Source organism: Spirobacillus cienkowskii, assembly GCF_037081835.1.
Taxonomy (GTDB): domain Bacteria; phylum Bdellovibrionota_B; class Oligoflexia; order Silvanigrellales; family Silvanigrellaceae; genus Silvanigrella; species Silvanigrella cienkowskii.
The window spans coordinates 2,363,943-2,377,317 of the sequence record NZ_CP146516.1 but is presented as its reverse complement, the minus strand read 5'-3'; the positions used below and the strand labels follow the sequence as shown (position 1 = coordinate 2,377,317).

The 13,375-nt window shown below is 29.8% G+C and carries 12 protein-coding genes; 7 read left to right on the top strand and 5 right to left on the bottom strand.

Annotated features, from left to right (window positions below; all coding sequences use genetic code 11):
* Positions 1-7: 7 nt before the first annotated feature.
* Complete coding sequence (gene istA, locus Spiro2_RS10565; RefSeq protein WP_338635752.1) at positions 8-1,537, bottom strand: IS21 family transposase; 1,530 nt, start codon at positions 1,535-1,537, stop codon at positions 8-10.
* 195 nt (positions 1,538-1,732) lie between these two features.
* Between istA and Spiro2_RS10560 the strand changes: the two genes are divergently transcribed.
* Positions 1,733-2,434, top strand: coding sequence for a protein-glutamate O-methyltransferase CheR (locus Spiro2_RS10560; protein ID WP_338635751.1), 702 nt, complete (start codon positions 1,733-1,735; stop codon positions 2,432-2,434).
* Position 2,435: 1 nt separating this feature from the next.
* A complete protein-coding gene (locus tag Spiro2_RS10555; RefSeq protein WP_338635750.1) occupies positions 2,436-2,909 on the top strand; it encodes a chemotaxis protein CheD in 474 nt (157 codons plus the stop codon).
* A 406-nt stretch (positions 2,910-3,315) separates the two neighbouring features.
* On the opposite strand, the gene Spiro2_RS10550 is transcribed toward Spiro2_RS10555, so the two are convergent.
* The 3 genes from Spiro2_RS10550 to Spiro2_RS10540 all read right to left on the bottom strand — a co-directional run bounded on the left by Spiro2_RS10550 (position 3,316) and on the right by Spiro2_RS10540 (position 7,772).
* Positions 3,316-4,956: an ABC-F family ATP-binding cassette domain-containing protein gene (locus tag Spiro2_RS10550; RefSeq protein WP_338635749.1), complete on the bottom strand. Its 1,641-nt coding sequence runs from the start codon at positions 4,954-4,956 to the stop codon at positions 3,316-3,318.
* 249 nt (positions 4,957-5,205) lie between these two features.
* Positions 5,206-7,128, bottom strand: coding sequence for a hypothetical protein (locus Spiro2_RS10545; protein ID WP_338635748.1), 1,923 nt, complete (start codon positions 7,126-7,128; stop codon positions 5,206-5,208).
* A gap of 209 nt (positions 7,129-7,337) precedes the next feature.
* Positions 7,338-7,772, bottom strand: a complete 435-nt coding sequence (locus Spiro2_RS10540; RefSeq protein ID WP_338635747.1) for a hypothetical protein — start codon at positions 7,770-7,772, stop codon at positions 7,338-7,340.
* Positions 7,773-8,258: 486 nt separating this feature from the next.
* Between Spiro2_RS10540 and Spiro2_RS10535 the strand changes: the two genes are divergently transcribed.
* From Spiro2_RS10535 to Spiro2_RS10515, 5 genes are all read left to right on the top strand, one after another.
* On the top strand, positions 8,259-9,191 hold the full coding sequence (locus Spiro2_RS10535; protein ID WP_338635746.1) for a phage baseplate assembly protein V: 933 nt from the start codon (positions 8,259-8,261) through the stop codon (positions 9,189-9,191).
* A gap of 68 nt (positions 9,192-9,259) precedes the next feature.
* Positions 9,260-9,679, top strand: coding sequence for a phage GP46 family protein (locus tag Spiro2_RS10530; protein WP_338635745.1), 420 nt, complete (start codon positions 9,260-9,262; stop codon positions 9,677-9,679).
* A 2-nt stretch (positions 9,680-9,681) separates the two neighbouring features.
* Positions 9,682-10,782 (top strand): baseplate J/gp47 family protein, encoded by a 1,101-nt coding sequence (locus Spiro2_RS10525; protein WP_338635744.1) that lies wholly within the window; start codon positions 9,682-9,684, stop codon positions 10,780-10,782.
* Entirely contained in the window at positions 10,779-11,306 is a 528-nt protein-coding gene (locus Spiro2_RS10520) for a putative phage tail protein (protein WP_338635743.1), read from the top strand. The genes Spiro2_RS10525 and Spiro2_RS10520 overlap by 4 nt, the downstream gene beginning before the upstream one ends.
* Positions 11,307-11,512: 206 nt before the next feature.
* Positions 11,513-11,776: a CopG family antitoxin gene (locus Spiro2_RS10515; protein WP_338635742.1), complete on the top strand. Its 264-nt coding sequence runs from the start codon at positions 11,513-11,515 to the stop codon at positions 11,774-11,776.
* Here the strand turns inward: Spiro2_RS10515 and Spiro2_RS10510 are convergent.
* Entirely contained in the window at positions 11,773-13,302 is a 1,530-nt protein-coding gene (locus Spiro2_RS10510) for a methyl-accepting chemotaxis protein (protein WP_338635740.1), read from the bottom strand. The genes Spiro2_RS10515 and Spiro2_RS10510 overlap by 4 nt on opposite strands.
* Between the last annotated feature and the right edge of the window lie 73 nt (positions 13,303-13,375).

Below are 13,375 nucleotides of genomic sequence, written 5' to 3'. Positions count from 1 at the left end.
TTTCTAATTAATTGAATATCTTTTCTTTGCTTTGATGAAGATGGATTGTGTTTAGTGTACGGATTGGCGCTTGCGTTGCTCTTGGCTTTGCCCCTCCATTTACATGAAAAATACAACAATCAGTTATATATGAGAGACGGTAAATTTTATGAGAAAACGCCATTTTTGCTGCATATTCCATATCTTCTTTGTTAAATTTATTTGAATACACTAGTCTTAACATCCCTTGTACAGGACGTAAAAAGCGCAAAGGGTGACTTTGTGAAAATAAAAAATCAATCAACTTATACGTGTTTTCTCCTATTTTTTTAGCCTCCAATTTTGCTTTATTGATATCAAAGCTGAGGTAACGTTGTTTTTCTTGAGGCCAATGACCAGGATCGGTTGATGACTTTCCTATTCCTTTTATTTTTTTATGTGAAGATAAAAGCTCTCCATTTGAAGAAAAAACTTCTAAATAATTCTTTGAATATCTAACTCTAACTTCTTTGCCAGCAAAGTGAAATGGAACTGAGTAAAAATTTTTTTCCACTTGAATATGGCAATCAGGATGAACCTTTGCTATTTTCCAATTAAACAATTGAAATTTTTCCGCAGGAACAGCCTTTAAATAAGGTTCTTCTGTACTAAATCTTTCTTTCCTTGATACACCATAGTCTTTCATAATAGAGTTGTTGAATTCTTTCAAAAATATTTTAAAATCCTGATTGAGTTCAAATAAAGTTTGATACTTTTTATTTCTGACACGCTGAAAAAAAGATTTTTGAATATGATGAATATTGCCTTCAACAGAAGCTTTATCTCTTGGTTTATATGGCCTTGCTGGTAAAACTGCAAAACCTACATGGTTTGCATATTCACAAAATGATTTATTGCAATCAGGGTCATAGCGATGTGCTTTGCTTACAGCACTTTTTAAATTATCAGGCACAGTGTAATCTGTTACCCCTCCAAAAAACTCCCAAGTTTTATCATGCAATTCAATAAAAGTTTCTAGCTTTTGATCTAATGTAAACTCTGCAAAAGTGTATTGACTAAAAGGCAGTGTTGCGACAAATAAATGAGTTTTAATAACCTCACCAGTTAGTTCATCAAAAATCTGGATACCATCACAAAAATCAACATAAGTTTTTTCTCCTGGTTTATGGATTATTCTTATTGAAATGTTTTGCCTTTTTAAGCCGTATAGTTTTCTAAAAAATCTCCAAAAGCTAAAATAACTAATGGTGGGTTTGAGTTCTTCATAAAGAACCTTATAGCTAATTCCCTTACCCAATTCTTTTAATACGAGTTCAATATCAATTTCTTGAGCCCAGTTAGGTATATCGTCTGGATTAAGTTTGTCATTTGGAGAATGAGTTTGATATTGAGTGTTTTTGTTTAGACATTCTTTATGCAAATTTTCTTGAAGATATTTCTTGACTGTCTTTCTCGACATATGAAGACATCGTGCAATTGTCCTAATGGAACGCCTTTTTTCCCGCATTTGCAGGATTTGCCCCAACTTTTCCATACTAACCCGTCCTTTTCTTCTCATTAGGCTCACCTCCTTGCCTAAGAGCTTTGCAAAAAAGACGAATCGCTGGCTATAAAAAAATGGTCCCCTTAATTTGCAATCGGAGTGGTACCGCTTAGTGCAATTTGCATGGTCCCCTTAACGTGCAATTAAGGTGGTTCCGTTAACATGCAATTGCTATGGTCCCCTTAATTGCAATCGGGGTGGCGCTCTTTAATGCAATCGGCCACAAGTTATGAAGATTATTTAATTCTCGTTAAAGAAGATAAAACTGAGCAAATTAAGTTTATTAATCTTGTTACAACAAATGAAACTTATTTTTATAGAACTCCTCGGGTGTGGGAGTATATAGAAAAAAAATTGTTACCTTGTTGGGTAAAAACTCACTCTCATAGTGTTTTTAAAGCATGGTCTGCTGCGGCATCGTCGGGAGAAGAGGCTCATACTTTGGGTATTTTTTGTCAAGAATTTAAAGAAAAATTCCCTTCTTTTCATTATGAAATAATTGGAACAGATATTTCTAATGAGATGCTTAACTTGTGTCAAAAAGGGCAGTACTCGGATCGTTCTGTTGAGTCAATAAAAAAATTACGACCAAATCTTTTTCAAAAATATATACAAAAATCAGAAACCGGTAGTTATGAGGTTATTTCTGAAATTAAAAATCGTTTAAAATTTATGCCACATAACCTATTTCATCCAGCTGCTATGAATGAAAAATTTGACCTCATTTTAATTCGAAATGTTCTCATTTATTTTAAAGCAACTGATCAGGAAAAAGTTATTTTTTTACTTGAGCCTAAAATAGCTGAAGATGGTATTATGATAATTGGTGAATCAGAAACTCTGGCGCACATAAATACCAATTTTGCGTCTGTAGAACCTCTTATTTATAAAAAACATATAAAAGAAAGTTAACATGCAAAAGATTTTGAATGTTCAAATTGGTCAAGTGAAAATTGCTAAAAACGGTGAGCTTTTAAAAGCAATTTTGGGATCATGTGTCGGTATTGGATTTATTTGGAAAGGCAAAGGAATATGTGGTCTTGCTCATTGCCTTTTGCCTGAAAATCCAACACCTAATTTTGAAATTGATGGAAGATTTGTTGATCAGGCAATTCATTCTCTGATTGTTTTAATGAAAATTAAACCCAATGATATTGGGGGAGTTTCTGTTGTTATTGCTGGAGGAGGAAATATGACAAGTCCTGGAATCGTAGACACTTCTCATCTAGTTGGAACTCACAATTTTGCAACTGCAATTAAAGAAGCAAAAAAACATAATTTAAATGTAATTTATTCAGAAGGTGGTGGAGAAGAAGGGCGAAAAATTTTAATAGATTGTTCTGATTTTTCTTATAGGATTGAAAAAATTCCGAGATTAACTATTTAGTTGTAAAATTTTCGATAATTGATGGTGTCATTATTTTAAATTTTAAATAAACAATAATCTTTATTATTCCTCATCTTCATTGTGTTTTGGTTTTATAAAAAATTGATAAGTACCTTACAATTGTTTAAATTAATAAAACATCTAAAAAATAGAACTCAAAAAAGAAAAACCAAGACCAGTGTATATAAAAAATTAAATTAAATTAAATTAAATTAAAATAATGCAATAATGGAAATAAAACTTTTATAAAATTGTTAAAGAAGATAAAAATAAAAATTCTAGTAAAAAATTTTCTTTTTGTTATCAAGATGAAACCCAATATGGACATAAAAAAACACGGGCATTTGGAGTTCTCAAATGAAATCGTGCAGAATATAGAAATCAAAATGGTTTTTACGCATATTTTTTATTTAAATTCGTCAATTTTTATGTAACGTGTGATGCCAATATTTTCTAAAAATGCAGAATTATGACTAACAACAATTAACGATCCGCGAAAAGCACAAATGGCATCTTCTAATTGTTTTATGCTTGTTAAATCGAGATTATTTGTAGGTTCGTCGAGTAACAAAAGCTGCGGTGCGGGCTGTGTATTTAAAATTGTTGCAAGAAGGGCGCGAAATTTCTCGCCGCCGCTCAGGGCATGTACAGGTAAAAAAGCACGTTGATTGCGAAAAAGAAATCGACCAAGTTTAATTCTAATTTCTGATTCGCTTAGATTTGGCGCTTTTGTTGCAACATTGTCGTATACGCTTAAATTAGGATTCACTCCCATTAATCGCTGATCGACATAGCCAATATGTTCTGTGCCGCGTTCTATAATACCGCTTTGTGGTTGAATTTCGCCAGCTATTAATGCAAGCAATGTGGATTTACCAGAACCATTTGTGCCTTGTATTGCAATTCTTTCTGGTCCAAATACAGAAAAATTAATTTCTTTTTGATGAAAGAGTTTACTTTCTGCCGAGTAAGAAAAAGTAACTGATTTTATATTGAGTATTTTTTTATGATCGTGAACTAGGGTGTCTGGTAGATCAATAACAATTCTTTCTTCGTTTCTTAAATTTTGTTTTGCTTCGTGCAAACGATCTTGAGCTTCGTCTACTTTTTGTTGGTGTAGTTCATTGCTTTTTCCAGCAGATTTTTCTGAATTGTTTTTAAAAAAATTAATGGCAACTTTTGGGAGTCCTAATGAGCTTTGATTTTTTTTGGCATTACTGCTGCGACGAGCAGAAATTTCGTGAGCACGTGTTTCTTGCTGTTTTCTAATTTGCAGTTCTTTTTCTGCATCTTGGTAGGTTCTATTTGCAGCGCTATTTTCTAGTTGGCGTTGTTCTTGATATAAGGCAAAATTACCTCCATAAATCCGAATTTTTCCTAAAAATAATTCTGCGCATTGATCGACAATATTTAATAATACAGGATCGTGACTTACGATTAATGCTCCCTTTTTCCAAGCTAAAAGCATTTCAATAACATCTTGTAATGCGTTGGTGTCAAGATTATTTGTCGGTTCGTCGAGAACTAAGAATTCGGCACCTTTAAATTCTAAAGCAGCGACATAGATGCGTAACGCTTCTCCTCCGCTTAAACTTTTGATTGTGCGAGAAAGATTAATATGAGAAAGATTTCTTTTAGCAAGAAAAGCAAAAATACGATCTTCAATATCCCATTTATTATCTAGAATATTAAATAATTCCTGGCTGCAATTACCTTGCGAAATGTCTTTTAGTGCTGCAATTTCTTTTTCTACTCCAAATAATTGCATTATAGATGTTGAGTGAAAATTTAATAAATTTTGCGGTAAGTAACCAATTTTACCAGACCTTTGAATTGAGCCTGAGCTTAACTTTATTTCTCCTACAATTAAACGTAATAATGTAGATTTTCCAGCTCCATTTTGTCCAATAAGAGCAATTTTATTGTTACCAAATTGCGTGTTAAGTTTATGAAATACTTGTGTCCCATCAGGCCAGCTAAAACTTAAGTCAGAAATTATAATTCCTTGATGCTTTATGTGATTATTTTTTTTCTCGGTTAATACCATTAAATGTAAACCTTTTTTTATTAATATAAAATTTTAAATAACATGATTTTTTGTTTAAATAGTAAGAAGATTTTTATTAGGAAAGAATTAATTCAAGACACTTCTCCAGGAGTAGAAAACTAGGATGCTACATTCAATTATAATGTTATTCATTAAAAGTCAAGAGGGATAAAATTTTTATTAATTAAGTGATAAATATTTTATTCTTAAGTTATCGAGTAAAGATAAGCTATTTAAAATAGAAAAATTTTAATCCTCTTTGGGCTTTGGTTTTGAAAAAAACTGATGAGTTCCTTGTAGTTTTTTAAATTGAGTTAAACGGTTTAAAATTCTTTCAGGAACTTTATAGTCAGACGTTTCTTTATCTCTAAGATAAATATGATTAATTTCGCTTAAATTATCAAACATATATTCAGAAATTTGATTGTAATTATTAACATATATATCTATGTAGGCAAGAAAATTATTTAAATTAAATATGTTTTCTGGAATTTTTTGATCATTATTATAGGATAATGAAAGACTACTTAAAATTTTTTGTTTAGAAAATAATTTATTAGACACAATATTTGTTTTACTTAAATCAATTTCTAAAATTCTTAATGCTAAAGAATTGTAAAAAATATTTTCGGGAATTTTCTCAATTTGATTTTGATTGATATCTAAATCAAGTAATAGAGATAGATTATCAAAAATATGGGGAGGAATTTCTGTTATATTATTTTCTTGTAAATTTAAACTAATTAAATAATAAAAACCAGAAATTGGACTCAAATCTTTAATTTCTTTTTTTTGTAAATTGAGTTCAAATACATTTTTAATTTCTTTATCACTTTTATCGCATAATCCAATAGCCATTGCTGTTTGTTGGGCTTGAAGATTAGGATCTGCTTGGCACCAATAACGATATGTATGATTTAATAATACTGTCAATTCTGTTTCGATATTATTATTTAAGGTATTATGCACTTCAAAAGTACATGGAGTTGCAGTTTGTACTGCATTTGGAAATTTTGTAGCTATTACTTTATTTCCATCTGTTTCCAGGTTTAAATCTTGGCAGATGACCGCATTGGTATTTTTATTTATAAATTTAAAATTTGAAGTGTTTTTTAGTAACCCAAGATTTTCATGATCAATATAAAAATCACTAAGTTCTTGTAGGTTTTCTGTTGCACCACCAGAAGTTTTTTTTCCAAATTTGTTACGTGGAATTTTTCCTATTGTAAAACTATCTTTTTGTGGAATAAGGTAAATAATTCTATTTTTGTATGTGTCTAAAAATTGATTAACTAAATGCAAATAATATCTAAATTTACAATATAAAAGCATATTAGCTTCTGTATTTGTTTCGTCTTTTTTAGAATTATTTTTTATTGGGACATTTGTAAAAAAGAACTTTATTTCATTTTCAGCTTCAGATAAAGATAATATTTTATTTTCTAATTTTTTAATTTCTGTATTTAAATAACTATCCATTACTAAATAATAATTAAAATTTGTGTCATTTTGTAATTTGATTTCAGTAATAGATCTGTTTTTACATTGATAATCATTTAAATCAAATAAAATTGATTGCGCAGCTGTTTCGGGACTTATAGGTGATAAGGATGAAGGTTCTGTGGGAGTTGAGGTGGATGAATCTAAAGGTGTTGAAGCGCTGTTTTGGGTACTATTATCATTGTTTTTATTTAATATAAATTTAGATCTTTCTGCAAAATATGCATGTAGAATTATTTTGTCTGAATATTTTTTTGAGTCAATTTTAAAAAGTACATGCAATATTTCATCGTTGTGTTTAAATATTGCTGCATCAGATTGAAAATTTTCTTGAACCTCTACACCATTCGTATTTTCTGAAATATAGTTTTTATTAGTGTCATTTTTTATAATATTAAAATTGGTAATTATTAATTTACAATTTGGTTCATTTTTGTTTATAGATAAATAAATATTATCTTGTTTAGTAGAAATTTCCCAAGTTTCTGATGAGTTTTTGCTAGAGCAGTTTTTATATTTTCCATATACTTCAACTGAATCACCAGGGCTTAGTAAAGAAGAGCTTTCAGATAATGTAAAATTTTTTGGATAGTCTTGATTTTTATGACAGGCAACAAATAAAATTAAAAAAGGGATTCCAAACATCATGAGTAAAGGTAATTTTGTTTTCATTTTGAATTCCTATATTAATTTGTGACTTTAGTAATTTTATAGCAAAATATAATACAAAAAGAACAAAATCTTTCTTAGCTTTTAGTGATAAAATATGTATTTGATTTTAAAGTTTATTTCAAGTAAAAAATGAATTTATTAATATTATTGAATAATACACTAGCACAATTTAAGTTATGAAATATTGATAGAAATTTAATTAATGTGTTTTATTTTGCATCATATTTTGATTTAATTGCCAAATATTCTTTTACAGTTTTTCCTAAGTAAATTTTCCCTTTTTCTAAACGCCGTAAATGAGGCACCTTTTTGTTAGCTAGAATTTTAGAACATGTTTTGTAATGCACATTAAAAATTTCTGACAGCTCCTTCAGAGTGTATTCTGCTGTGTCTGAAAGCAAACTCAAATTTGTGGTTTGCATTTCACATATACTAAGTAGCTCTTCATCTTTGTCAAAATTTTCCATTCCAATTTTAGCATATTTGTAGCTTGCTCTAATTTGAATAAGAATGGCTTCTTGCTGATGACGAATTTTAGCATTGAGTTCTGCAACAACAGCCTTGTTGAGGAGAATAATTTTAATTATGAAATCTTTTGGAATGTCTCTTTGAATAGCTTCAATGAGTAAGTCATGTAAATTCATATTTCAATCCTTGTAATATTTTTTACGTAAAAAACCATAAATAACCTTTTTTATAAATTGCTAACCTCATGAAAGCAAAAAGGGTTGAAAAAATTATAAATTTTTTACTTATGGTTTTATCCATTTCTAAAAAATTCAACAAACAGATAACCAAACAAATAGTTTTTGTCAATTATCAACACACACAGTAAAAATTAATCTAATATAAAAAAATATTTTGTACACGAATATTTACAAAACAGAAGTCTTGGAGTTTTTCTGTAAAAATTTAAAAAAATTTTTATTGGTAATCTTTTATTAAATTGGTTTTAAAAATTAAATCATATTTTTTAAATTATAATTGCAAATTTTAGGACACAGAATTTTTTTATTGTTTATATTTCTCTTTATAGCTAAATAATGATTGTTTAGTTTAGTTATATCATTGTGTTAATCCTAAATTTTTTAGAATATTTTGTTAGCAAAAATTTTTTGTAGAGGAGAGCCATGTCTAGGTACCTAATTGAAATGTTGGTAAACCCCATTGTCAATAAAATCAATTTAATGTTTTCTCAGTGTGTAATTAAAATTGTAACCGATAAGAATAAAACCCAAACAATACAAACAGAACTTCAAGATGGTGAAGTACGCGAAAAGGTAGAGAGATGGCAAGAGTATGGTTTTACCTGTAATCCACCCTCTAATAGCGAGGCATTGTGTTTATTTCTTGGTGGGGAACGAGATAGAGGATTTATTATTGCGACTGAAAATAAAAACTATCGCATTCTAAACTTAAAAGAAGGTGAAGTTTGTTTATACACACACGAAAAAGATAAAATTCATTTTCAAAATGAAAATAAGCTATTAATTCAAACCAAAGAATTTAGCATAGAAGATAAAAAGCACATATTGACTGCAGAAGAGAGTGTAGCGGTTAAAACCAAAGAATTTAGCATAGAAGATAAAAAGCACATATTGACTGCAGAAGAGAGTGTAGCGGTTAAAACCAAAGAATTTAGCATAGAAGATAAAAATCATATATTGACTGCAGAAGAGAGTGTAGCGGTTAAAACCAAAGAATTTAGCATAGAAGATAAAAATCATATATTGACTGCAGAAGAGAGTGTAGCGGTTAAAACCAAAGAATTTAGCATAGAAGATAAAAAGCACATATTGACTGCAGAAGAGAGTGTAGCAGTTAAAACCAAAGAATTTTCATTAAATAATAAAAACTTTATTCTGCAATCAGATCAAAAAACAAGTATTCAAACCAAGACCTTTGCAGTTAGTAACGGTAGCGCCGAGTTAATTGATATTATTTCTCAAACACTCGAAATTTTAAGTACCACAACCGTGAGTACATGTTCGGGTCCTATGCCTCTTAAAGATTTTGCAAAATTACAAAAATTAAAAATTCAAATTGATACATTTAAATCATAAAGGAGTCATTTTTATGATGCATCAAAATATTGCAAAAAATAATTTAAAAATAAAAAAGGAAAATAACCATGAAAGATATTGCATTTTTTTATGACACTGAGCAGAGGTGTTTTGATTTGCAATGCTTGGGTTCAGAAATACAAATAGAAGATTCGTTACGAACGGCAATTGCTTTATCTTTATTTACAGATGCAAAAGTTGATGAATTTGAATTACCTAGAAGTGAAACAAATCGAGGTTTTTGGGCTGATGCATTGGACAATCATGAAACCGGATCAAAATTATGGTTGTTATTAAGGAGTAAGCGAAATTCTCATGTTATTAAAAAAACCGAAGAATACTGCAAAAAATCTCTTGAGTGGCTTATTGAAGATAAGCTCGTTGAAAACATAGAAGTTAAAGCTCAAATAAATAGTCATGAATTAACGATAAATATTACTATATTTTATCAAAATAAAACATCAAATTTTAAGTTCGAGGTTTCATAATAATGTCATATCAAAGACCAACCTTACCAGAAATAATTAAAAATATTGAGGCAGATATTTATGCCCGATTTCAAAACGAAGCGAGCACAGCTCGTTTTTCGGTTAATAAGGTTTTAGCGCGCGTAGTAGGAGGGGCGTGCCACTTATTGTACGGAAAAATTCAGCTTGCCATGAAACAATTGTTACCTGATACTTGCGATGAATATTTTTTAAAACGCTGGGCACAAATGTATAGCATTCAGCAAAAAGCAGCCAATAAATCTTTTGGCACAGCAGTATTTGAAGGTAAAGAGGAAGCTGTTGTTCCATTATATTCTCAATGGCAGACTGCAGATAACTTTGTTTTTCAAACAACAGAAAAAGGAATTATCAATCAAGATGGAAAAGTAGAAGTGAGTATTTGCGCAATGCAACCTGGTGCGCGAGGTAACTTAAAAGAAGGAACGCAACTTGCTGCTGTGACTCCCATTGCGGCTATCCACAAAGCAACATTAGGTTGTAATGGAACGCACAGCGGCTCAGATATTGAAGATATCGAAAAGTTTCGAGAGCGATTGTTGTTTAGAATTAGCAATCCTGTGTGTGCAGGAACAGCAGAAGATTATAAAAATTGGATGCTTGAAGTTGAAGGAGTCACTCGTGCTTATTGTTACAGTTGTTACCCAGAAAAAGGGAGCGTAGGGTTGGCATTTTTGCGTGACAATGATGACGAGCAAATTCCAAATCAAGAGCAAAATGATCGGATGAGAAATACAATACTTGGCAAATGTCCTATTACTGCAGAAATCGCAATGCTCACTTTAGAAAAAATACCGATGAATTTTCATTTTTACATACCAGAAGATAATTTACAGATTAAACAACAATGCACAAAAATTATTCAACAAGTAATTAGAGAAATCAGTGCACCATGTTTTACAATTGAAATGTATCAAATTGAAGAAGCCCTGCGTTCAGAAAAAATAATCTTCAAAACTAAGCATGATCATATAGATACTCAAACAATTAATTGTGATGTGAAAACAAATGACAAGCAGATTCAAATACTGGGTAATATTGAATTTAGTTATAAACCCAATTTAATTTTAGGTAAAAATCAATGAAGTATAATGAAATTTTAAAATCATTACTTCCTAAAGGATTATTTTGGGAAGGGCGTCAGTTTTTAAATATGATTGATGGCATTTCTTGTGTGTTTAACAGAATCTCTAATGATATTGATGCTATTTATGATGAATGTTTGCCAAAATCTGCTAAAATTTTAATTGATGATTGGGAAAGATTATTTAAAATCAATAACTCTCACAAAATATTGCGTGAACGAAGAGAGATTGTTGCTGCAAAGATGTGTGCATCAGGTGGTAACACAGAGGACTATTTTCTTTCTATAATTAAAAATTTTGATAAAAATGCGATTATTCAAAAAAATAATCCTAATTTATATTTTGTTGCGAGTAAATCAAGAGCTGGTGATACCATCGGACGGCGTTTGATTCCTCGATATACAGTAATTTTTGTTTTTAGTATTGCAGAAAATGAAGATTGTAAAAAAACTCTCGAAAAGTCTAAACCAGCACATTTAGAGTTTATTTACCTATTTAATAAAAAAGTAAATAATTTTTTATGACTTAGACAAATATATCTATTTGAATTTTTAAAAGTCTATTTATAAATAATTTAAATAGATAATAAATCTAATTTGTTTCAATCTAATAATTTTATATTGACAAAATAATAATATTTCTTTTTTATTACATTTCTGATTCTGTGAAGAATTCATAAAATAATTTTATAATTTCTAGTCAGAGCTTGCAATAGGGAGTATTAAAATCCATGAAAAAAAAAGAAAATCCATTATTAAATAAAAATACTATTAATGCCTTTTGTGTAGACGATATTTCTGACTACAAAGATAGTGATTACCTTAAACCCGCTTCGCCTGAGTATGCGCCTAAAAGTAAATGTTTCTCTGTACGTATCATGGATCCATGTCTTACAGAATTGCGTAACTATGCAAAAAAACATAAAATAAGCTACCAAAAAATCATTAGGCAGTCTTTAGAAAAATTTATTTCCTACAAAAAAAGAAAAAATTAGTTTTTATTTTCAAATTCAAGAGATTTCTTTTGATAACTAATGGCTTTTAATTGTAAATCCTTAATTGCATTTGCAATAGTTTCAGAGGCAATTGATGTTTTTTCTGTTTCATTTGCAACGTGCTGAATTGCTGTGTTGACTTCTTTTGCTGCGATCAATTGCTCTGATGTCGCAGATGCAATTTCTGAAATTGATTGTGTTGATTTGCTAACTCCTTCAACAATTTTAGAGAATGCATTGCCTGCTTGTTTTGACTCTTCGCTTCCATTCGAAATTCTTTTTGTCGATTCATTAATTAACTTTGTGATTTCTTTTGTTGCTTGCGATGATTTTTCTGCAAGTTTTCGGACTTCATCAGCCACTACAGAAAACCCTAATCCGTGTTCACCCGCTCTTGCAGCTTCGATAGCGGCGTTAAATGCTAAAAGATTCACTTGGCTAGAAATTTCACTAATAATTTTTACGATTTCAATGATATCATCGGATGACTTACTAATTAGATCCATTGATTCTATTGCTTTTTTAATAAGTTTTGCACCTGCCTCGGCATCGTTTTGAGCCGCTTTAGCAACCGTATCTGCTGCTTTGGTATTTTGTACGATTGAGTTGATCGATGCTGTTAATTGATGAATTGCGGCACTCATTTGTTCTGTTGTAGCCCCAAGGTTTTGAGCTCCTTTTGCTACGCCTTCTGCTTTTGTTGCAATTTCTTTAGAGCTAGTAGCAAAGTCATTGACCATTTCTGTGGTTGCATTAAATAATTGCTTTTTAGATTCTTCTTGCTTGATTTTTTCAGTGATAACATCCCAAGTAAGCATACATCCTTGATAAATTTTTTCTGAATCATAAATTCCTGTGACTAATAAATCTAAAAATTCATCACCTAATTTAATCACTGCTCTGTGTGGAAGATTTTTTTGATTAGAAAGAATTTTTCTTTGATAGCTTGGATCTTTATGAAATATATCTATACTTTTACCAATAACTTCTGCTGCTTTACAAGGTAATAATTTTTCGATTTTAGTTAATGTTTTTAGTGAGGTTTGGTTAACGTAAACAATATCAAAATTTAAATTTGCAAGTATAATATTTATTGGAATATTTTCAAGCATGCATTCAAACTGCGTATTTTTATTTTCTGCAATTAATTTTTCTGTAATAACATACCATGTTACTAGAGCGCCAATATAATTATTTTTATCATCAAATACAGCTTGTACATATAGCTCTAAGGATTCTGTACCTACTTTTATAATAGCCCTATGAGGTAAGTTTTTAGGATCATCCAGTAATTTTCTTTGATGTAAAGGGTTTTTGTGAAATATATCAATATTTGCTCCAACAATTTTATCTGCAGTAATGGGAAGAAATTTTTCAAGTTTTTTTAAATTATCATAGCTGTGTTGATTAATATATTTTATCACAAAGTCACGTTCACAATACATAATATTTAATGGTATTTTATCAAACATCGAAAAAATTTCATTTTTACCATTAAAAATTTCAAAACTTGTTTTTAAGTCCATTGTATAATTCCCAATACCAAAATTAAATAATTATTAGCATTACAACAAATGACGTAAATATAAAATTATGATA